Origin of the sequence: Kaistella flava (ex Peng et al. 2021) (assembly GCF_015191005.1) — a bacterium.
Lineage (GTDB): Bacteria > Bacteroidota > Bacteroidia > Flavobacteriales > Weeksellaceae > Kaistella > Kaistella flava.
This window is the reverse complement of sequence record NZ_CP040442.1, coordinates 3627614-3648245: the sequence shown is the minus strand read 5'-3', so window position 1 is coordinate 3648245 and position 20632 is coordinate 3627614. Positions and strand designations below refer to the sequence as shown.

Below are 20632 nucleotides of genomic sequence, written 5' to 3'. Positions count from 1 at the left end.
TTTATATTACTTTAAGCATACTAGCATTGACGGCAACAACGACTGTACTAACTGCCATCAAAGCTGCACCTGCTGCAGGATTTAATAATATACCCCAATGGTCTAAAACACCTGCTGCTAATGGTAGTGCCACGACATTATAGCCCGTGGCCCAAATTAAATTTTGAATCATCTTGCGATGGGTGGCTTTACCAAACAGAATCAAACTCACAATGTCTTTCGGATTACTATTGACTAAAACGATACCTGCAGTTTCTGCGGCGATATCACTGCCACTTCCAACTGCAATGCCGACATCGGCTTGGGCAAGTGCCGGTGCATCATTTACACCATCGCCTGTCATCGCTACATACTCGCCTTTCTTTTGCAGTTCTTTAATCTTTTCTAATTTTTGATCTGGTAATACTTCTGCGATAAAGCTATCCATACCCAATGTTTCGCTGACACTTTTCGCAACTTTATTATTATCGCCTGTTAATAATATTGATTTGATATTTTCCTTTTTCAATGTCGCAATTGCTTCTGCTGATTCTGGTCGTATTTCATCGGACAAAGAGATGTATCCTATTAATACATTATTGACAATTACAAACACCACTGTTTCTGTATCATTGGCTTTAAAACCATCGGGAATAGCAATGTTTTTTTCTTTTAAATAACCTGGACTAACAACCAATATTTCTTTTCCTTCAACTGTCGCTTCAACGCCCTTACCTGTAATGGCATTAAAGTTTTCTGTTGCTGGAATAACCAGGGATAAGTCTTTTGCTTTTTGAAGAATACCTGTGGCGATAGGATGTTCTGATTTTTGCTCTAAGGCTGATGAGAGCCGAATGATTTCATTTTCACCGATATCTTTTTGCAGCGATACAATTTTTGATACTTCAAATTTCCCAACAGTCAGCGTTCCCGTTTTATCAAATACGATCGTGGTAATTTTTCTTGAATTTTCAAACTCAGTCCTGTTTTTGATAAGCAATCCATTTTTTGCGGCCAATGAAGTTGATCTTGCTACTACCAATGGTACCGCTAATCCTAGAGCATGCGGACAACAAATAACAATAACGGTCACCATTCTTGCCATAGCAAAGTCCAAAGGCTGACCAGTTAAATACCAATATAGAAATGTGGAAATACCGGCTGCTAATGCAATAAACGTTAACCATTTCGCAGCCTTGTCAGCAAGCAATTGCGTCTTCGATTTTGCCTTTTCAGCATCATCTACAAGTTTAATCACCTGCGAGAGATAAGAGTCTTTTGAGGAGTGTGAAACCGTGATTTTCATAGAGCCATTTCCATTGATAGAGCCCGCAATAACTTTATCTCCTGGTATTTTTTTTACGGGCTTTGATTCTCCTGTGAGCATGGACTCATTTAGGTAACTTTCACCATCGGATATTATTCCATCAGCAGCAACCTTTTCTCCGGGTTTAACAAGAATGATATCTTTTTCTTTTAAGGTATCTGTTTTTACATCATTTACTTTTTCACCCATTACCAGATGTGCATCTGCCGGCATCAATTGCACTAATAATTCCAGTTCTTTGGAAGCTCCGACAATGGATTTCATTTCTATCCAATGCCCTAATAACATAATGAGAATAAGCGTTGCTAGTTCCCAATAAAAATCGACACCTTTTAAACCAAAAACAGTTGCTGTGCTGTAGATATAAGCTACCGAAATCGCAAATCCTATCAGCGTCATCATGCCTGGATTTTTTTCCTTTAATTCACTTACTAATCCTTTTAAAAAAGGCCATCCACCATAAACAAATACGATGGTTGATAAAACAAATAAAATATAAGATGATCCTGTAAAATGCCAATTCACTCCTATGAAATGTTGTATCATAGGAGATAATGACAAGATGGGTATCGTTAATATCAATACCAGATAAAATCGCTTTTTGAAATCTGCAATCATCATGACATGATGGTTATGCCCCGCATGATTTATTTGCGGATTATTACCTTGTGGCATTTCATTATGTTTCATTGCAGAATGGTTCATAATTGTGACTTGTTATATAAAATTTTTAGTTTTTTAATATTTCTAAAATTGCATCAATAATTGTTACTTAATTAATTATTTTATTCAACAATTAGATTATTGCTTTTTGTCTTGCGTTGAAGTCGTGCCGTTCATCATGCCATTACCATTCTTGTTTTGCATCATATGATTATTTTGGGTGCCATTCATCATGCCATTACTGTTTCGCATCATCTGCATCATTTGGGGATTTGATCTCATCATTTCACGCATTCTTGACATCATATTGCTATCTCCTTTGGCAGTTTCCATCATTGCAGAGAACATTTCCTGCATCATTCCAGGATTTGCTTTGAACATGTTCATCATAGAACTTTGGTTGCCCATCATGTTCATTTGATTTTGCTGCATCATCATCATACCATTTTTGGTATTCATCATTTTACCTATCATTTCCTTAGACATCGCACTATCATTAGCAATAGTATTCATAATTTTATTTCTTGTTTCCTGGTTTGAAAGTCCTTTTTCCTGAGCTGACGTAGATTGGCACGACGTAAGCAAAATGAACAATGTCAATGCCCAGATTGCTGTTTGTAATTTTTTCATTTTAATATTTTTTTGTTATAAGACATAAAAATTCAGGTCTTTTAATTCTCTTATTATGACAGAAATATTGGTAGCAATTAACACTACCGCATCATTAATTTCTATTTTATTATTTGATGAAGTTTTCACTTTTAACCGATGAATTCAATAAACCGTTCACCAGTTTTGCAATCATTAATTCCTCGTTTGTTTGAATAACGAAAACTTTCACTTTACTCTTCTCCGTTGAAATAATCGTTCTATTATTCATATTGTTGATCTCGTCTAATTCGATTCCGAGGAATTCGAGACCGTCGCATATTTTGCTTCGTACTTCGGGAGCATGTTCCCCTATTCCACCTGAAAAAACCAGTACATCAAGACCTTCAAGAACGGCTGTGAATGAGCCAATCCATTTTTTTGTTTGATAGCAGAATAAATCAATAGCTTCCGCAGCACGGCTATCAGTATCTTCAACATTCATTAATTCCCGCATATCGCCGCTTGTTTCAGATATTCCTAAAAGACCTGATTCTTGATTGATCAGATGATTAAATTCTTTTGCAGTCATATTTTCTTCTTTCATTAAATACCACGCAACTCCAGGATCCAAATCACCAGTTCGAGTGCTCATCGGCAATCCGGATGTTGGCGTAAAACCCATACTCGTATCAAGACTTTTACCATTTTTCACGGCTGCTAAACTTGCTCCACTACCGAGATGTGCTAAAATTATTTTGCTGTTTGCAGTTTCTTCATCGGTTAACCTTTTCAATTCTTCCATCAAATAAGTATAGGAAAGTCCGTGAAAACCATATCGGCGAATTCCCTTTTCATAATAGCGACGTGGAATCGATAACAACTTTGCAACTAAAGGCATTGACGTATGAAAAGCAGTATCGAAACAGACGATTTGTTTTATTTTGGGATAACGTTTTTTAAATATTTCGATCAACTTAATTTCTTCGGGCAAATGTTCTGGATCAAACGCACTGATTTTTTTTAATTCAGTCAACAACTCATCAGTGATTAATTCCGGTTCTGTATGTTCCATTCCATGAACGATACGATGACCAATTGCTTTAACTGAAGTAAAATCCTGTTCCTTTTCTAACCAATCAATTAAATGATTTGCAGCGTGACTATGATCTTTGGCGTCAATCGGTAAACTTTTTTTTTGTTGATCAGCAATAATGGTAAAATTGAGTTTCGCCTTCGCAGTTCCTATATTTTCTATCTCACCAAAAAGCATTTTTTGAAGAGACTCGTTAATCTTATACAAAGAAAACTTGATGCTGGAAGAACCGCCGTTAATCGTTAATATCATGGTATCCTATTTTAGTCTAAGGTTGTATTTAATTCAACACCTCTTCTACTTCTTCATGTCGATATCATTGTCTTCACTGAGCGGTTTATCGTAATCATTATCCATTTCCTTTTCGTATATCTTTTCATCTTTTTGATTACGCACGATAAGAAATACAACGAATGCAATTGCGAGAATACCAAATATTATTAAAATTAAAACTTTCATTAGTTTGATTTTTAAATGATTGATTTAGAGCCAGAAAACCCATTCAGAACCGAGCATATCAAGACCTAATAAAGGTAGCCTTTCCTTGTACTTTTAGAATTATACATCGAGATTTATAACTTACATCATTCTCACCTTAAAAAGTTTTTCGTTAATAATTGAAGGCTGCAGCGGTTATCAACATTAGAAACAGTACTGATATTTTTACGGAAATCATTAGAGACTGTTTAAATTCAACACAAAAATATTTAACCACAAAGTCAAAAAAGTTATAGGTAAGAACTACTTCTAAAAGTTCGCATAAGTTCCGAAAATCAAAAATTTTCAGGGCTGTGTTCTACCTATTTTGAAAGTAGAAACTAATTCATATGTGTTTTATTAAAATTTAAACAGACTCTTAAAGAACAAATGAAATTTATTTCAAAGAAAATCTCTAAATAATAAAGTTTTAATTTACTGTGAATCTTTATTTAAGGCTTCAAATCCGGAAACGACATCAAACAATTCTTCATCAATAGAACTTTGGCGCAGGCGATGGTATTTTTTATTAAGATCATCGAGAAGATCGGATATATTTTTTTCTGCTCTTTGCATGGCATCCAAACGGCTGGCATTTTCACTTGCCAAAGATTCAACACATGCTTTGAAGAGAGACGTAAAGAGATAACCATTGATCAATGCGCTCAACGTCATTTTAGCGTCGCCGGCGATTTGAGGATGCAATTTCGTAGGCCAATGAAGTTCCTGTAAAGTGTTTTTCCACGTGGAATCTAAAGGTAAAAACCTTTGCATAACAGGAATATATCCAGAGTTAGGTTTTGGTTGATTGTGGAAAATATAAAAAGTAGCAATTTCTTGCTTCTGCTGACTTTCTCTGCTTTGTTTTAAAATTTCAGTTACAAGTGGAGTTACCGCGTTGAGGTCGCTGGGAACCGGATATAATTTTGTAGCAGTAAAACCTTCATCAGACAACAGCAACTGAACACGCTCGCCAACAATCCACAATTCCTTTTTGCCTGGAATTCCCTTTAAAGAAGCTGAAACAAAACTTGCCATCTCATCATTAAATTGTGCTACAAGCCCCTGATCGGACCCAAATATAATTGCGCAACTTGTTTGATCTGATTTTGGTTGATGCTCGTTCGGGTCTTTTATATCTTTTATATTCTCTGCTTCAAAATACGCGATAATTCCTAAGGCAATCGTATGGTAATAATCTTCAAGCGAACTTACGGCAGTCTCGTATTGAATAATATTGGAACCTGCCAAGGCTTTCATGGCACTCACTACAGATTTCAAATCTTTTGCACCCTGGGTTTTGTTGCGTAAATTCTCTAAAGTATCCATTACTTTTTATTTTGATCAGCGTCGGTTTTCGGTTTTTCCTGAAATGGAGCAAGTATATTTTGGGCAATCTGCAGAATGGTCTTGGTATCATTCTCCTCCAATTTTTTGTTAGATAAAATATTCTTCTGAATTTCGTCCGGAATCGAGGTCGTATTTTTAAGAAGAGCATTTTCAGCGTCCTCCATTTTTTCAATTGGAATGGTATCTAAAAGACCTTCTTTTAAGGAAAGAAGAATAAAAATCTGTTCCGAAGCGGTAAGTTGCTGAAGTTCTTCTTGCTTTAAACATTCACGAATTCGTTTACCATGCTCAATAGTTTTGCGGGTATTTTCATCCAATCGAGTTCCAAAGCGGGCAAAAGTTTCCAATTCTTCAAACTGTGCATATTCCAGTTTCAATTTTGCAATTGTTCCATAAGCCGCCAACTGGGCTTTATCACCAACACGCGACACCGATTTACCTACATCAACGGCAGGTAAAACTCCTAATTCAAAAAGTTTTGGAGAAAGATAAATTTGTCCATCGGTGATGGAAATTAGATTGGTCGGAATATAGGCCGAAATATTTTGTGCTTCCGTTTCAATAATAGGTAATGCGGTAATGGAACCTCCTTTTAATTCATCACTTAAATGAGTTGCTCTTTCCAACAGTCGGGAATGGATATAAAAAATATCACCCGGAAAGGCTTCACGACCCGGAGGTCTTCTCAACAATAAAGACAGTTCACGATAAGCACGGGCGTGATGAATCAAATCATCATAAACGATCAAAACATCCCTGCCTTCCTCCATGAAAAATTCGGCGATACTCGTAGCAGCGTAGGGTGCAATATATTCAATGCCGGGAGAATCATTTCCCTCCGCTACGACGACGACGGTATATTTCATTGCGCCTTTTTCTTCGAGATTGGCGATTACTTTCGCTACTGCTGAGGCACGTTGTCCGATGGCGCAGTAAATACAGACTACGTTTTTATCAAACTGATTAAGAATTGCAGCGATGGCAATGGCTGTTTTACCAGTTTCCCGATCTCCAACAATCAATTCCCGCTGACCACGACCAATTGGAATCAAGGCATCAATGACTTTTATTCCGGTTTGCAAAGGAACTGAAACCGCGCTACGATCCATAATTGCAGGTGCCGGGCTTTCGATGGGCAATCTTTTGTCATATTGAATTCTGCCTTTATCATCTAAAGGTTGACCTAAAGGATCAACTACTCTTCCTATCAAAGCATTCCCAACTGGAATATCCATGACTCTGCCTGTTCTTTCGACCTCATCGCCCGCTTTAAAAAGGGAATCTTTGCCGAGAAGAATAACGCCTACTTCTTCCTCATCCAAGTTATAGGCGATTCCAAAAAGGCCATTTTGAAATTGCAACAGTTCTTCAAAGCCTACATTTGGAAGACCGGAAACTTTGGCAATACCAGTCGCGACACTCGTTACTAAACCAATTTCACGAAGTTGCATAGAAAAACGAAAGTTCTCTATTCCCGCAGAAATTTGTTTAAACGGGTCGATTGCGATTGGATCAATTTCAAGGGTCGACATGATCTTTTTTTTCTGGAGGTTCTGGTTCCTTTTCTTTTAAATCTGATGAAATATTTTTTTGTAATTGGGTGAGATATTCTGAAAAGCTCCACGACATTTTATAGCCGTTGGTTGAAAGTTCGATGCCGCTTATTAATTCGGGTGCGGTCTTAAACTGCAATTCTGTTTTTGTGCTGAGCAATTCATTGACGGCATTGGTTATATCACTCTTTTGTTTGTCGGGAAGATCAAATGCACTTCTCACCAGAATTGCATTTGCATTTACTTTAAAAGCGTCAATAAACTTTTGTTTTTCCTCATCTTTTGCCGAATTTAGATTTTTGATAAAAGCATCTACAGATTGTGCTTCTAAACTAACAGAAGCAATTTCTGTCAGCGCTTTTCGGGTAATAGCAAATACCTGTTCCTGCGTATTTTGAGCGAGGTCTTTTTGATCTTGATTGTGCTTTTCTTTAAAGGCTTTTTCGAGAGACAAACCCAAAGCCTTAGCATCTGTTTTTGCTGTCGCTATCAACTGATCCTTCTGCGCATTAGCATCGGCAACCGCTTTATCCAGCAACTCTTTTTTCTGATTATCAAAATCTTCATTTTTCTTTTTAAAACCAGCCTGTTCTTTTTCAGCCGCAGCTTTTTGAGCATCGGCATCTTTTAATTCATCACTAATCTTTTTCTCCCGTTCGTTTACAGCATTGAGGATGGGTTTGTAGAGTAATCTCTTGAGCAACCATACCAGAATCAGGAAATTAATGATTTGTGCAATTACGGTGAACCAGTTGATATTCATGACGCTATTTGGCTAAGATGTGAGTCCAAAACGGATTGGCAAAAATGAGTATCATCGAGACTACAAAGCAGTAGATCGCTGTAGATTCTATCATCGCTAATCCGACAAATAATGTTCTTGTAATTGTGGGTGCGGCATCGGGTTGTTGCGCAATTGAACCCAGCGCAGATGCCACTGCTTTTCCTTCGCTTATTGCGGGCATCATACAACCAATGGATGTTGTTAAGCCTGCGGTAACTATCGATGCGATTGCGATTGAAGTTATACTGTCCATTTTGATTTATTTATTTAGGAGTTATTACTTTTTTTTCAGTGGTTTCATTTTCGTTTCGAACTGCGGCAGCAATATAGACCGTCGCCAAAATGCTGAAAATATAGGCCTGAACGGTACCAGTAAGTAAACCCAACGCTTTCATTAAAACAGGAAAAATAAAAGGTGATATACTGAGTAAAATTGCGACGATCATTCCACCACTCATGATGTTACCGAATAATCTTATGGCTAAAGCAAGCGTACGCGAAACTTCACCAATAATATTAAAAGGAAGCATCAACCATGTAGGTTGTAAAAATGATTTGAGATATCCCAAAAATCCACGTTTACTAATTCCATAAAACGGAACGGCTAAAAAAACACATAATGCCAATGCAGTCGTTGTAGAAAGTGAGGCGGTCGGTGGTGTATAACCTGGAAAAACGATACAGATATTAGAAAATCCGATAAACAAAAATAAGGTTCCAATAAATCCGATATATTCTTCCGGTTTTTTTAAACCTACTTCCTCTATTTGCTGATTGATTCCGGTGACAATCATTTCTAAGAAACATTGCCAACGGGAAATCTTAATATCGGTTTTTAGTTTTCGGGTGATTAATGTTGCAGAAATAACGAGCAAAATCATAATTCCCCAAGTGGTAACGAGGGTAAGATTGACGGTTACAAAACCATACTGCCAAAAAACCGTTTGATCAGGACTGAGTTTCATGTATTTCTTCTTTATTTAAAGTCAACTGTTTTTCATCTATTATTTTGGTGACGTAAAGTACCAGAGATCTCGCTGCAATAAAACCTAAAAGACACAATAAAAGCCTTTGCCAATTATTATTTCCGATGAGGTAAAATCCGATTACGGTAATACTCATGCGGAGAAAAAGACTGCTCATTATTAAGAGCGCAGGTAATTTTGCATTGACCGATTTTTTCACGGTAAACCAAAGTCCACCAAAGAATATGATTCCTAGTAAAGCTCCTGTCAAAAAAACCAATATCATTGTTATTACTTCATTCATCGCTATCATTTTTATGTATTTCTTTATCCTCGTTCTTCACCCAATATCCGGCGATAACAATTCCTGTTACAAGACCTATAAACAGGAGCGACAATGTCCAGGAAAAATATTGCGGATAGTCTTTATCTAACCAAATACCTAAAGCCGCTCCCATCAAAGTCGGCACTGCTACAGACCAACCGACCATTCCCATCATTCCTAAGCCAAACCAAACTCCATTTTTATCTTGCAGCGCTTTCAATTTTCGCTGCTCTTTTTTAGAGATCTCGTCGCTAAAAAAATCTTCTTTTTTATCAGGATCGGCTGCCATCATTTTTACTGATTACGAAATTTATCAAAGCTGTAAATAAATCCAACTTCCAATTTTGCGACGACGGATTTAACTTCGAACTCAGCTTCGTTCTGATTTTTAAATTCACTTTTTACGAGTTCACCAAGTTTGCCCAGGTCTGTACCGCCGAAAGCATTTCGTACGGAAACCAAAACATCTGCTCCTGCTTTTACCATTACGCCTTCATCCACAGCAACATACATTTCCTTTTCGTTTTGAATTTTGTAGGTTAAAATACCTGGAACTAAAGCAGCCACACAATCCAGTCTTTGCGGTAAAAAACCATAAGAACCTGCACTTGTTTCCACTACTACGCTACTGACATCTTCGACATCAGCGAATATTTTGTAGGGAAGGAATATTTTAAGGTTCATTGTTTTATTTTTGTTTTCGATATATTTAAAGAGTCTTAGCAACTACTTTATTTTCAGTTTTTGAAGTCGGATCGGTTCCGTCATCTGCTTTCGATTTTTCATTTTTACCATCATCCTTCTTTTCTGTTTGCTTGATGTCATCAATGGAACCAATCATATAAAAAGCACTTTCCGGAACGTCTTTAAATTCGTCGGTCAGGATTCTTTCACACCCATCTAAAGCATCATCCAGACTGACTTGTTTTCCTTTAATGCCACTAAACTGTTCAGTCGCGAAAAACGGCTGGGTAAGAAAACGTTCTAATTTCCGGGCTTGCGTCACTGTATTTCGATCTTTTACCGATAATTGCTCCATACCCAACATGGAGATGATATCTTTTAATTCTTCATATTGTGCCAGTGTCTGTCGGATCTGTTGTGCCAATTTATAGTGCCTTTCTCCGATAATCTCGGGCGTGGTCATTTTTGAATTGGACTGCAGAAAATCAATGGAAGGATATAAACCTTCGCTTGCTTTTTTTCTTGAGAGCGCAATAGATGCCGAAAGATGGGAGAATGTATGCACCGCTGCAGGATCCGTTAAATCATCGGCAGGAACATAAACCGCTTGAATTGAAGTAATAGCGCCCGAATTGGTATAGGCAATACGCTCTTCCAGTTCTGAAAGTTCGGTTCCCATTGTCGGCTGATAACCAAGCCTTGATGGCATTTGTCCCATCAATCCCGAAACTTCCATTCCCGCCTGTATGAACCGAAAAATATTATCGATTAATAATAGAACATCTCGATGTTCCTCGTCCCGAAAATATTCAGCCATTGTCAAAGCTGCATGTCCAACACGAAAACGTGCTCCAGGTGGTTCGTTCATTTGCCCAAACAACATCACCATATCTTTGAGGAGATCAGCATCTTTCATGGTGTTATAGAGTTCATTTCCTTCGCGGCAACGTTCGCCGATACCGCAGAACATACTTACACCTTTGTCATGACCGACCATATTGTGAATAATCTCGGTGAGTAAAACGGTTTTGCCAACTCCGGCTCCACCAAACAATCCTGCTTTGCCACCACGCTCCAGAGGAATAAGAACATCGATGGCTTTGATACCTGTTATAAAAACTTCCGATTTTGTAGAACGTTGTGATAATGGCGGCGGCGACTGATGGATTGATTTCCAGGTAACGTCTTTAGGAGATTCCTGATGGTCAATGGGATTTCCGAAAACATCAAACATTCGTCCCATTATGCTTTTACCAACCGGAACTGAAAGTTGCTTGCCCGTCGACGTAACCGCCATTCCACGCGATAAACCCTGTGTAGGATTTAATGAAACTCCGCGTAAATGATTGCCGTCAAGTTGCGTATAAACCTCAATTTTTATTTCATTATCCTTTCCCGTAAGCAATAAAGTATTGATCGCAGGTAAATCATTTTGAAAAAAGATATCTACGACGCTACCACGAATCCTGGTTACTTTACCGGTACTGAGATTTTTGTCCACGATAAAAGGAATATTTGATTACGATTCGGCTGAAATTAAAAAGCTACAATTGATTAAGATTACTCGAAAATTTAGCTTTCAAAATAGAAGGCGTAATCCATTAGCTTTAAACTATCAGCCAGTTGATCAGCTTTTGGTTCATCCATTTTAATTAAACAGAACTTAAAACCAGATGTAAAGTTGGCTTATAATCGCCTGAAAAGCATTGCAGTATCTAGAATTAAGTTTATATATTTCACATGTAAAGGATAGGAAAAGAGTATTCCATGTTTTGGAATTTCTCAGTTATTTCATGGTGAGCAATTCAATATTTCTAAATATTCGTCAATCAGTAATTTGAAATAATAAATACTAAATATTTATTTCTAAAAACCATATTAAATCTCATCTATTTTACCAAACATATTTCTTTTTAAAAAAAATTATTTTCTTATGCAAAGCATCGGTTAAGTGATTAAAAGTGGAACAATAAACGTCTTCGATTTCTTAAGCAAATTAAAATTTAGCCCTATTTAAAGCACCTATCACTATTTTTATGAAATTGCTAACTTGAAGTGATTTTTTGTATCTTTAAACGGACAAAATGAAAGAAAATTTATGTAAATCTCATTTTGAGATCGTATTGTTTCGTTCGTTAGTCAAAAAAACACAATTGAGGAACACAATGTTTATTTACATTAAATACATGGTAAGCTTGCGCTGTAAAATGATCGTAAAGCAAGAGCTTCAAAAAATAGGACTGCATTGCGTCAATGTAGACCTTGGCACGATTGAGATTCGAGAGAACATAAATGACGCTCAGAAAGAAGAATTACGCCAAAACTTACATCACTACGGACTGGAACTTCTTGATAATAAGCGGAATATTATTATTGAAAAAATAAAGGCCATCATTATTGAAATGGTTCATTATTCCGACGAAGTACCGAAAGTTAACTATTCAGATTACATCAGCAAAAAACTTGGATACGACTATACCTATTTAGCGAATACCTTTTCTGAAGTTAAGGGAATTACTATTCAGCAATATATTATTTTAAATAAAATTGAAAGAGCAAAAGAACTATTAATGTATGGTGAATTAAACCTTACTGAAATTTCCTATAAACTACATTACAGCAGTGTAGCTCATCTTTCAAATCAATTTAAAAAAGTCACAGGTCTTACTCCAACCTATTTTAAAAGTCTCAAAAAAAAACGCTTGAGAAACCTGGAGGATTTGTAGTCTAAAAAGCAAATATCTCAGCGCACACAAAACTCTTAAAACCCCTTTCTAACACTCATCCCGATCGTCTAAAATTGAATGTGGGAATACTATAATTCTTCTTCGATGCTATGTAATACATTATCAATCAAAATCTAGCACCTTTATACTAAGATTTTATTAAAATCCATTTTAGGCCTAAATTATAAAATTTTGGAGATGGAAAATACAGAAGTTGAAAAATCAAAATCCTTTATTATTTTAGAGATTATTGAATATGTTCCTAATTCTGTGGTCACAAAAACCATTATAAAAAAGACAAGTGGTAATGTAACTATAGTGTCTGTTGATACAGGAGAAAACCTTACTGAAAAACTATCCCGATTCGATTCGTTTATACAAATCATCGAAGGTCGTGCGGAAATCATCATCAACGATATTTCACACACTTTGAATACAGGTCAAGCAATCATTATTCCTGCCAACACCAAAAATATAATAAAGGCCAACGAGCGATTTAAAATGATTTCTACGGTGATAAAAAGCGGTTATGAATTTTAATTTATGCCAGTAAAACTCACCCATAATTTTAAAACAATTCGTCATGTACTCTTATTTAATACTCATTCTTTTCATTGTGATTTTCCTACTCTCAGGAATTAAAATCGTTCGTCCTACCCAAAGAGGTTTAATTGAAAGGTTGGGGAAATATTCAAAGTTTGCGACTCCCGGTTTTCATTGGATTATTCCGATTATAGACAAGATTTTCATTGTTAATGTAACCGAGCAAATGGTTGATGCTGAACCTCAGGAAATTATCACGAATGACAATCTGAATGCAAGAGTTGATGCTCAGGTTTATTTTGAAATTAAAAATGATGAAGACAGTGTTAAGAGTTCGATTTATAACGTGAACGATTATAAATATCAGATCGTAAACTTAGCACGAACAACTCTAAGAAATATCATTGGTACTTTAACTCTAAAATCTGCGAATAGTGAACGTGGTAAAATCAATGCAGAGCTCTATCGAACATTACTTACCGAAACACGAAAATGGGGAATTAAAGTGGTAAGAACAGAGTTAAAAGAAATTGACCCACCTAAGGATGTTCAGGAAACAATGAATAAAGTGGTAAAAGCTGAAAATGAAAAAATTGCAGCAATCGATTATGCTACAGCGACCGAAACAGTTGCAGATGGTGTAAAGAGGGCAAAAATAAAAGAAGCTGAAGGAGTAAAACAGGCTAAAATATTATATGCAGAAGGCGAGGCAGAAGCAATAAAACTGGTAAATGAAGCAGCAGAAAAATATTTTATTGGCAATGCGCAAACCCTTAGAAAACTGGAAATGGTGGAAACCTCGCTGCAGTCAAATTCCAAAATCGTAGTTCCAACGGGTAGCGAATTGGTCAATATTATAGGAGAAATGGCGGGAGTTATTCCTATTAAGAAAACTCAGTTATAGATTTAAATAGCTCAAATTCAGTTCTAAGAAATCAGTGCTAGGAATTTAATTTAAAAAAAGATCCAATGATGAACGCTTTTAAAAATTCGTAAAGGAATTGACGAAATTCTTTTACAATGTAGAAACTAAAAAAAACCATGAAATTCCTCAAAAACATTGCAGTAATTGTCGCCCATCCTGACGACGAAATTCTTTGGTGTGGTGGCATGATGTTACTTCATCCAGAATGCAATTGGTTCATTGCCTGTTTATGTAGGAAAAATGATTCTGATAGAGCTCCAAAATTCCAAAGAGTATTAAAAGAATTAAACGCCAAAGGCATTATGGGTGATTTAGATGATGGTCCAGAACAACATCCTTTGGATAGAAAAGAAGTACAAAAAGCGATTTTAGATTTGGTTCCAAAATCCAACTTCGACCTTACTATAACGCACAGTCCTTTTGGCGAATACACCAGACATTTACGTCATGAAGAAATTGGTAGTGCCGTTATAGCATTATGGAACGATAAAAAAATCCAAACAAACGAACTTTGGGCTTTTGCTTATGAAGATGGAAATAAAAATTATGATCCAATACCAATAAGAGGTGCAAGCATTCAACAAACACTTCCTAATAATATATGGCAAGAAAAACATCGATTAATTACTGAAGTTTACGGTTTTGAAAAAACAGGATTTGAAGCCAGGATCACTCCCAAAAGTGAAGCGTTCTGGAAATTTAATAATCCTACAGATGCGCAAAATTGGTTGGAGAAAAATTCAGTTCTGACCTAAATAAACTCTTTAAATATAATCACTTACAAAAATAAATAATTAGATATGACCTTTAAAAACATTACCAGATGAAAGTTTTAGTCTTATATGATTACCCACCTTCACCAGGTGGCTTAGCAACACAGGGAGATATGCTTTTCCGTGGACTGATTGAGCTTGGCGTAGATGCCAGAGCAGCCCATTTCGAATCGGCTCAGGAAAAAGAATGGTATTACCGATGGTTTGAACCCGATGTGGTTGTAGGAATCGGTTATTGGGGTCATACGCCGGAACTTATACTTCATCCGCAACGCTATGGTGTTTTGGCTGTTCCCTGGTTGGTAGCCGACGGCTATATTGCCAACTATCAGGAAGTTTTGAACGAATTGCCACTTATTTTAGTTACTTCAAACTGGGTGAAAGAAATGTACGTAAGAGACGGCATTAAGGCTGAAAATATTGAGGTACTTCCGGTTGGATGTGATACTTCCTCTTTTATTCCTTTTGACAAAAATGATCCAAAAATTTTGAGCGTTCGGGAATCATTGGGCATTTCAGCAGATCAGCTCATGATTTTAACGGTTGGAGGTGATGCCGCTTCTAAAGGCGCTCAAGAAGTAATGCAAGCGCTTTCAATAATTGATACCAAAGCACCTGACTGGAAATATGTCTGTAAAGTTTGGCCACAACCTCGCACAGAAGTTCAAAATATGCTGGATTTAAAAATGGCAGAATCCTTAGGTCTTGAAAAAAATATTACCTACGCAACTAATAAGATTTCGCGAAACTTTATGCCTTATCTAATTGGTGCCTGCGATATTTATGCAGCGCCGTCAAGACTTGAAGGTTTCGGTATGCCACAAGTCGAAGCTGGAGCTTGCGGAAAACCGGTAATTGGAATTAATGCCATGGGAATGCTGGATACATTAATTCATAATGAAACTGCTTTTCTGGCAGATGTAGCGAAAAAAATTGTCGTTAACGAAGTTATTTTAGGGGAAGAATCTGGCTATGAAGCCAATCGAAAAGTAGAATTTGACATACCAAGAACGGTCGATTACCGCGCTAACGTTCAGGATATTGCGACTTATTTGTTAAAGCTGATGGAAGACGAGGAACTCAGAATAAAAATGGGGAAAGCTGGTAGAGAGCGTGCTGTGGAACATTTTGATTATAAGGTGGTCACCAAAAAATTTCTGCAGATCTTACAAGATAAGCTGGGAATAAGTTAACGTATAAACACTGTAAATAAAGCGATAATGAGAATCCTCATAAAACAAGACGAAAACGAAATTGCCTATTGGACTGCCGATTATTTAATTAAAAAAATAAATGATTTTAGCCCAACAACAGAAAAGCCTTTCGTGCTTGGATTACCCACAGGTTCTTCACCAATTGCTACTTATAATGAATTGATTAAAAGGTATAAGAAAGGAGATATCTCTTTTAAGAATGTGATTACTTTTAATATGGATGAATACATTGGTCTTCCTGAAGATCATCCTGAGAGCTATCATTTTTTTATGAATGAGAAACTCTTTAAATACATTGATATTCCTGCAGAAAACATCCATATTTTAAATAGTAATTCTGATAATCTGGAAAATGAATGTATTGAATATGAGCAGAAGATATTGAAATATGGAGGAATTGACCTACTTCTGGGAGGAATCGGAATGGACGGACATATCGCATTTAATGAACCGGGATCGTCATTAACTTCCAGAACAAGAATAAAATCACTTTGCTATGACACCATTCAAGCAAATTCTAGATTTTTTGAAAATGATGCATCTCAAGTTCCTACTAAAGTTCTAACCGTTGGCGTCGGGACTATTATGGATGCCAGAGAAGTATTGATTATTGTTAGTGGTTATCATAAAGCCAGAGCCTTGCGAGAGGTGGTCGAAGGTTCTGTGAATCACATGTGGCCGGCTTCTATTCTTCAAATGCATCAAAAATGCATCTTAGTTTGCGATGAACCAGCTACCGCGGAATTGCAAGTTAAAACCGTAAAATATTTCAAAGATATCGAACGAATTTCTACAGATGGAAATCATCAGTAAAACAAAATAAAAAGAAACGTTATGCTACCTGAAGAAAACCAACAGATTGAAGCAGCCAAGAAAGCAGCCATTGAAGTTCTATTGCACAATTCTCATGGAACCGTCGAAAATTTACCGAGGACTGCAGGCTGGGGATATCCCGAACCGTATACCAGAGATCTTTTAATATCGGTGTTTGGAATTGCGACAAGTGGAAATACGGAATTGATTCAAAGTGTAAAAAACGTGCTCTTAAAACTTGCAGAAAACCAATCTGAAAAAGGACAAATCCCTTCTCTTGTTAGTGATAAAAATAATCTTGGTTCCAGCGATACTACACCTCTCTTTTTAATGGCTGTCGGAATTTTTAGAAAAATACTTAATGATTCTAATTTTCTGGAAAATGCTGTGAACAAAGCAATTATTTGGATGGAATATCAGTGTCCAACTGAGGATTATTTAGTAGCACAACAACCAACCAGCGATTGGCGCGATGAACAATGGGTTTTGGGATACGGACTTTTTGTAAATGCTGCAACATACAGCGGTCTTCAACTTTTAGGTAAACATCAACAAGCTGAAAATCTAGGGAATTCTATCAATCAATTAACCTATAGTTCAGATACATTGAAGAGCAGCCCGCACGAAGGACTTTCCATTAAAGAAAAACCTTATTATGCCTTATGGTCTTATAAAGTTTATAGCAGCGAAAGATTTGATTTATTGGGAAACAGTCTCGCCATTTTATCAGGATTAGCGACCCCTGAAAAAGCTACAGAGATGGTGAAGTGGATAGAAAACGAATGTGCGCAAATGCATAAAACCAGGGATTTAGAACTTGATTTAACGCCTAACTTTTTCCCTTTTATTCGACCCGAAGATGCAGATTGGTTACCAAGATATTCAGATTTTAATAATCCCGGAGATTATCACAATGGCGGGATTTGGCCTTTTATAAGTGGTTTTTATATTGCAGCTCTGGTTGCTGCGAAAGAATTTGATTTAGCAGAGAAAAAACTTCTAGCCTTAACCAACCTTATCAAAAAAGGAGCGAATGAGAACTTAGAATTCTGCTTTAATGAATGGTATAAAGCTCAAACCGGAAACCCAATGGGTCAGGATTGGCAAACCTGGAGTGCGTCTAATTATTTATACGCAGCAAATTGTGTTCAAAAAAGATGTACTCCATTTTTTGATGACATTCGGTTGAAAAATCATTGATAAACTCATGACTACGGGCTTGAGATACATTTTCCTCAGACATAAATGGTAAGTACTATTTTAAACATAATAATCTATGAATTATGTAACTCTAATCTACTTATATTCAATCATTTTCATTTAACACTTCATAACTTGCAGTCTGATAGGGTGTATTATAAAAGTCATTAATTATTCATCTTTTTAAATTTCAAAATGAAAATCGCTTTTATCGCTACATATCCGCCACGAGAATGCGGAATAGGCACTTTTACACAAAGTTTGGCTCGTGCTATGAAGGATAATAATGAAATCATCATTATCGCAATGCATGATGGCCAAGAAGATTATGCATTTCCGCCCGAGGTTCAGTTAATAATTCGGCAAGAACATCAAACTGATTATCTAAAAGCCGCTGATTTCATCAACAAAAGCGGTGCAGACATTTGCATTCTCCAGCATGAATTTGGAATTTATGGAGGCCAAAGTGGGGTATTTATTTTGCCACTTTTGCATCGGTTACAAATGCCTTTGATTTCTACTTTACATACCATTCTAAAAACACCGTCTTATACTGAAAAAGCGATTTTAAAAAAGATATGTTCCATGTCTGAAAAATTGGTGGTGATGAGTCAGAAAGCCATTCAATTTCTGGAAGAAATCTACGATGTTCCGTCTGAAAAGATCGCCCGAATAGAACATGGAGTCCCAGATTTCCATTTTGATAAAGAGAAGGCAAGAGCTGAACTGAAATTTACCGATAAAAAACTTCTTTTTACCTTTGGCTTTGTTGGACGCAATAAAGGAATTGAAACGGTTATTAAAGCTTTACCTCAAATAATTGAAAAGCATCCAGATATCGTATATGTCGTTTTAGGAAAAACCCATCCCAATGTACTGAGATCTGAAGGCGAACAATACCGAAACGACCTCAAAGTTCTTATAAACACTCTTAATCTGAATGACCACGTCATGTTGCTTAATGAGTTTGCAGAAGAGAAAGAACTTTTTAAATATCTGGCTGCATCTGACATTTATATTACTCCCTATATTAATGAAGCTCAAATTACGAGCGGGACGCTGACCTATGCTATGGGTTCTGGTTGCGTTGTTGTTTCTACTCCCTATTGGCATGCGGCTGAACTATTGACTGGAAATAAAGGATGTCTCTTCGATTTTAAGGATGACAATGGTTTAGCAAAAGTATTGAATGAATTGTTTGACAAACCAGAATTAATGCAAACCATTCAGCAAAAAGCCTTAAAATACGGTCAGGGAATTATTTGGCCAAAAATTGGTGAGAAATATCTGGAGCTTGCTGAACGGTTAATTTATGAACCAATAAAAGCAGAACCGCAAACTGAAACCGAGATCGATCCTTCGATTCTTCCCCCATTTTCATTAACTCATATTAAAAGACTGACTGATGATACTGGAATCATTCAACATGCAAAATTTGGAATTCCTAATCTGAAAGAAGGTTATTGTCTTGATGACAATGCCCGTGCTTTGCTCATGGTTTCCATGGCTTATAAACAAAAAAAAAATCAAGAAGCTCTGGATTTAATGGCTATTTACCTTAGCTACATTCATTATATGCAAAATGAGGATGGAACTTTTAGAAATTTCCTCAGTTTCAATCGTAACTTTCTTGATGAGGTCGGTTCTGAAGATTCATTTGGAAGAACGATTTGGAGCCTCGGTTATCTAATGCAAAATGCACCGAATGACGCATTTTACCAAACCGCAAGATTAATCTTTTTTGAGGCTGTGCCCAATTTTGAAAAAATAAAATCAATCAGAGGTATTGCCAATACAACGATTGGTATTTGCTATTATTTGAAATCGAATCCCGGTGATTTGGATATAAAAATGCGTTTAGTAAGAATGACTAATGTTCTTATTGTGCATTTTGAACAAAACAGATCGAAAGATTGGGATTGGTTCGAATCACTTTTGGCTTATGATAACGGCATACTGCCACTGGCTTTACTTCATGCCTCACAAATTTTAGAAAATAAAAAAGCAAAAGAAATTGCCATAGAATCTATGAATTTTCTGACGACTCATACGCTCAAGGACGGTTATCTTTCAGTCATCGGGAACAGGCAATGGTTTGTAAAAAACGCGGAACGTTCTATTTATGCTCAGCAACCGATTGATGCGATGGCGATGGTCTTAATGTATTACCAAGCCTTTGTTTTAACAGGAAAAGGGATGTATTTGAAAAAACTATTTACTTCTTACAGATGGTTTTTGGGTGAAAATGATCTCCGCTTAAGTCTCTACGATTTTGAAACAAAAGGATGTTGTGATGGTTTTGAAGAGCATGGCGTCAATCGTAATCAGGGAGCCGAAAGTTCATTGGCTTATCTTATTTCGCATCTTACAGTATTGCAGGCTTATGAAGAGTCAGATCAATTTCGGGAATTTGATAATTTAAACGATTTGCGCAATTCAACTAATCATACGTCAAAACCCAGCGAAACTAAGATTTTGAAATAATTTAAAAATGAAAAGTCTTATTTAGAAAAAACAGCAATATTAAATAGTGCTAACTTGAGTAGTAAGATAGATCAATGCAGAAATTGAATCTTATTACAAACTCAAGTTAGTTAAGAATTTTAGGAGGTTAGAAAAAGTTATTTAAAAATGGAAACCGGAATTG

21 protein-coding genes are annotated in these 20632 nt (G+C 36.5%); 8 read left to right on the top strand and 13 right to left on the bottom strand.

The window, feature by feature from the left end; genetic code table 11:
- Position 1: 1 nt before the first annotated feature.
- From Q73A0000_RS16510 to atpD, 13 genes are all read right to left on the bottom strand, one after another.
- Positions 2–1996 carry a copper-translocating P-type ATPase gene (locus Q73A0000_RS16510; RefSeq protein WP_244140765.1) on the bottom strand — a complete coding sequence of 665 codons (1995 nt, stop codon included), beginning with the start codon at positions 1994–1996 and terminating at the stop codon, positions 2–4.
- A gap of 111 nt (positions 1997–2107) precedes the next feature.
- Entirely contained in the window at positions 2108–2599 is a 492-nt protein-coding gene (locus tag Q73A0000_RS16505; RefSeq protein ID WP_193811991.1) for a hypothetical protein, read from the bottom strand.
- A gap of 109 nt (positions 2600–2708) precedes the next feature.
- Positions 2709–3905 (bottom strand): acetate/propionate family kinase, encoded by a 1197-nt coding sequence (locus tag Q73A0000_RS16500; RefSeq protein ID WP_193811990.1) that lies wholly within the window; start codon positions 3903–3905, stop codon positions 2709–2711.
- A 45-nt stretch (positions 3906–3950) separates the two neighbouring features.
- Positions 3951–4112: a hypothetical protein gene (locus tag Q73A0000_RS16495; RefSeq protein WP_193811989.1), complete on the bottom strand. Its 162-nt coding sequence runs from the start codon at positions 4110–4112 to the stop codon at positions 3951–3953.
- A gap of 453 nt (positions 4113–4565) precedes the next feature.
- On the bottom strand, positions 4566–5459 hold the full coding sequence (locus tag Q73A0000_RS16490) for a F0F1 ATP synthase subunit gamma (protein WP_193811988.1): 894 nt from the start codon (positions 5457–5459) through the stop codon (positions 4566–4568).
- Entirely contained in the window at positions 5459–7012 is a 1554-nt protein-coding gene (locus Q73A0000_RS16485) for an alternate F1F0 ATPase, F1 subunit alpha (RefSeq protein WP_193811987.1), read from the bottom strand. Before Q73A0000_RS16485 ends, Q73A0000_RS16490 begins: the two co-directional genes overlap by 1 nt.
- Complete coding sequence (locus Q73A0000_RS16480) at positions 6999–7796, bottom strand: F0F1 ATP synthase subunit B (protein ID WP_193811986.1); 798 nt, start codon at positions 7794–7796, stop codon at positions 6999–7001. Before Q73A0000_RS16480 ends, Q73A0000_RS16485 begins: the two co-directional genes overlap by 14 nt.
- A gap of 4 nt (positions 7797–7800) precedes the next feature.
- Complete coding sequence (locus Q73A0000_RS16475) at positions 7801–8070, bottom strand: F0F1 ATP synthase subunit C (RefSeq protein WP_193811985.1); 270 nt, start codon at positions 8068–8070, stop codon at positions 7801–7803.
- 10 nt (positions 8071–8080) lie between these two features.
- Positions 8081–8782 (bottom strand): F0F1 ATP synthase subunit A, encoded by a 702-nt coding sequence (locus Q73A0000_RS16470; protein WP_193811984.1) that lies wholly within the window; start codon positions 8780–8782, stop codon positions 8081–8083.
- On the bottom strand, positions 8766–9086 hold the full coding sequence (locus Q73A0000_RS16465) for an ATP synthase subunit I (RefSeq protein ID WP_193811983.1): 321 nt from the start codon (positions 9084–9086) through the stop codon (positions 8766–8768). Before Q73A0000_RS16465 ends, Q73A0000_RS16470 begins: the two co-directional genes overlap by 17 nt.
- Entirely contained in the window at positions 9079–9399 is a 321-nt protein-coding gene (locus Q73A0000_RS16460) for an AtpZ/AtpI family protein (RefSeq protein WP_208458790.1), read from the bottom strand. The genes Q73A0000_RS16465 and Q73A0000_RS16460 overlap by 8 nt, the downstream gene beginning before the upstream one ends.
- A gap of 2 nt (positions 9400–9401) precedes the next feature.
- Positions 9402–9791: a F0F1 ATP synthase subunit epsilon gene (locus Q73A0000_RS16455; RefSeq protein WP_193811982.1), complete on the bottom strand. Its 390-nt coding sequence runs from the start codon at positions 9789–9791 to the stop codon at positions 9402–9404.
- 25 nt (positions 9792–9816) lie between these two features.
- Positions 9817–11295, bottom strand: coding sequence for a F0F1 ATP synthase subunit beta (gene atpD, locus Q73A0000_RS16450; protein WP_410504133.1), 1479 nt, complete (start codon positions 11293–11295; stop codon positions 9817–9819).
- Between the two features lie 661 nt (positions 11296–11956).
- On the opposite strand from atpD, the gene Q73A0000_RS16445 reads away from it, so the two are divergent.
- The 8 genes from Q73A0000_RS16445 to Q73A0000_RS16410 all read left to right on the top strand — a co-directional run bounded on the left by Q73A0000_RS16445 (position 11957) and on the right by Q73A0000_RS16410 (position 20469).
- Positions 11957–12517 carry a helix-turn-helix domain-containing protein gene (locus Q73A0000_RS16445; RefSeq protein WP_208458822.1) on the top strand — a complete coding sequence of 187 codons (561 nt, stop codon included), beginning with the start codon at positions 11957–11959 and terminating at the stop codon, positions 12515–12517.
- A 198-nt stretch (positions 12518–12715) separates the two neighbouring features.
- Positions 12716–13057, top strand: a complete 342-nt coding sequence (locus Q73A0000_RS16440; protein WP_193811981.1) for a cupin domain-containing protein — start codon at positions 12716–12718, stop codon at positions 13055–13057.
- 43 nt (positions 13058–13100) lie between these two features.
- Positions 13101–13964, top strand: coding sequence for an SPFH domain-containing protein (locus tag Q73A0000_RS16435; RefSeq protein ID WP_193811980.1), 864 nt, complete (start codon positions 13101–13103; stop codon positions 13962–13964).
- Between the two features lie 137 nt (positions 13965–14101).
- Positions 14102–14740 (top strand): PIG-L deacetylase family protein, encoded by a 639-nt coding sequence (locus Q73A0000_RS16430; RefSeq protein ID WP_193811979.1) that lies wholly within the window; start codon positions 14102–14104, stop codon positions 14738–14740.
- Between the two features lie 68 nt (positions 14741–14808).
- Complete coding sequence (locus Q73A0000_RS16425; RefSeq protein ID WP_193811978.1) at positions 14809–15951, top strand: glycosyltransferase family 4 protein; 1143 nt, start codon at positions 14809–14811, stop codon at positions 15949–15951.
- Between the two features lie 27 nt (positions 15952–15978).
- Entirely contained in the window at positions 15979–16785 is an 807-nt protein-coding gene (gene nagB, locus Q73A0000_RS16420) for a glucosamine-6-phosphate deaminase (RefSeq protein WP_193811977.1), read from the top strand.
- Between the two features lie 21 nt (positions 16786–16806).
- Positions 16807–17985, top strand: a complete 1179-nt coding sequence (locus tag Q73A0000_RS16415) for a glycoside hydrolase 100 family protein (RefSeq protein ID WP_193811976.1) — start codon at positions 16807–16809, stop codon at positions 17983–17985.
- A 195-nt stretch (positions 17986–18180) separates the two neighbouring features.
- Positions 18181–20469: a glycosyltransferase family 4 protein gene (locus tag Q73A0000_RS16410; RefSeq protein ID WP_193811975.1), complete on the top strand. Its 2289-nt coding sequence runs from the start codon at positions 18181–18183 to the stop codon at positions 20467–20469.
- Positions 20470–20632: the final 163 nt, after the last annotated feature.

What these genes read in the sequence shown, in the direction of transcription:
- Q73A0000_RS16500 (WP_193811990.1), bottom strand. Translation starts at nt 3,905, where the DNA reads ATGATATTAACGATTAACGGCGGTTCTTCCAGCATCAAGTTTTCTTTG.
- Q73A0000_RS16430 (WP_193811979.1), top strand. Translation starts at nt 14,102, where the DNA reads ATGAAATTCCTCAAAAACATTGCAGTAATTGTCGCCCATCCTGACGAC.
- Q73A0000_RS16455 (WP_193811982.1), bottom strand. Translation starts at nt 9,791, where the DNA reads ATGAACCTTAAAATATTCCTTCCCTACAAAATATTCGCTGATGTCGAA.
- Q73A0000_RS16460 (WP_208458790.1), bottom strand. Translation starts at nt 9,399, where the DNA reads ATGATGGCAGCCGATCCTGATAAAAAAGAAGATTTTTTTAGCGACGAG.
- Q73A0000_RS16465 (WP_193811983.1), bottom strand. Translation starts at nt 9,086, where the DNA reads ATGAATGAAGTAATAACAATGATATTGGTTTTTTTGACAGGAGCTTTA.
- Q73A0000_RS16475 (WP_193811985.1), bottom strand. Translation starts at nt 8,070, where the DNA reads ATGGACAGTATAACTTCAATCGCAATCGCATCGATAGTTACCGCAGGC.
- Q73A0000_RS16440 (WP_193811981.1), top strand. Translation starts at nt 12,716, where the DNA reads ATGGAAAATACAGAAGTTGAAAAATCAAAATCCTTTATTATTTTAGAG.
- Q73A0000_RS16415 (WP_193811976.1), top strand. Translation starts at nt 16,807, where the DNA reads ATGCTACCTGAAGAAAACCAACAGATTGAAGCAGCCAAGAAAGCAGCC.
- Q73A0000_RS16495 (WP_193811989.1), bottom strand. Translation starts at nt 4,112, where the DNA reads ATGAAAGTTTTAATTTTAATAATATTTGGTATTCTCGCAATTGCATTC.
- Q73A0000_RS16410 (WP_193811975.1), top strand. Translation starts at nt 18,181, where the DNA reads ATGAAAATCGCTTTTATCGCTACATATCCGCCACGAGAATGCGGAATA.
- Q73A0000_RS16435 (WP_193811980.1), top strand. Translation starts at nt 13,101, where the DNA reads ATGTACTCTTATTTAATACTCATTCTTTTCATTGTGATTTTCCTACTC.
- Q73A0000_RS16480 (WP_193811986.1), bottom strand. Translation starts at nt 7,796, where the DNA reads ATGAATATCAACTGGTTCACCGTAATTGCACAAATCATTAATTTCCTG.
- Q73A0000_RS16490 (WP_193811988.1), bottom strand. Translation starts at nt 5,459, where the DNA reads ATGGATACTTTAGAGAATTTACGCAACAAAACCCAGGGTGCAAAAGAT.
- Q73A0000_RS16470 (WP_193811984.1), bottom strand. Translation starts at nt 8,782, where the DNA reads ATGAAACTCAGTCCTGATCAAACGGTTTTTTGGCAGTATGGTTTTGTA.
- Q73A0000_RS16505 (WP_193811991.1), bottom strand. Translation starts at nt 2,599, where the DNA reads ATGAAAAAATTACAAACAGCAATCTGGGCATTGACATTGTTCATTTTG.
- Q73A0000_RS16510 (WP_244140765.1), bottom strand. Translation starts at nt 1,996, where the DNA reads ATGAAACATAATGAAATGCCACAAGGTAATAATCCGCAAATAAATCAT.
- Q73A0000_RS16445 (WP_208458822.1), top strand. Translation starts at nt 11,957, where the DNA reads ATGTTTATTTACATTAAATACATGGTAAGCTTGCGCTGTAAAATGATC.
- Q73A0000_RS16425 (WP_193811978.1), top strand. Translation starts at nt 14,809, where the DNA reads ATGAAAGTTTTAGTCTTATATGATTACCCACCTTCACCAGGTGGCTTA.
- Q73A0000_RS16485 (WP_193811987.1), bottom strand. Translation starts at nt 7,012, where the DNA reads ATGTCGACCCTTGAAATTGATCCAATCGCAATCGACCCGTTTAAACAA.
- nagB (WP_193811977.1), top strand. Translation starts at nt 15,979, where the DNA reads ATGAGAATCCTCATAAAACAAGACGAAAACGAAATTGCCTATTGGACT.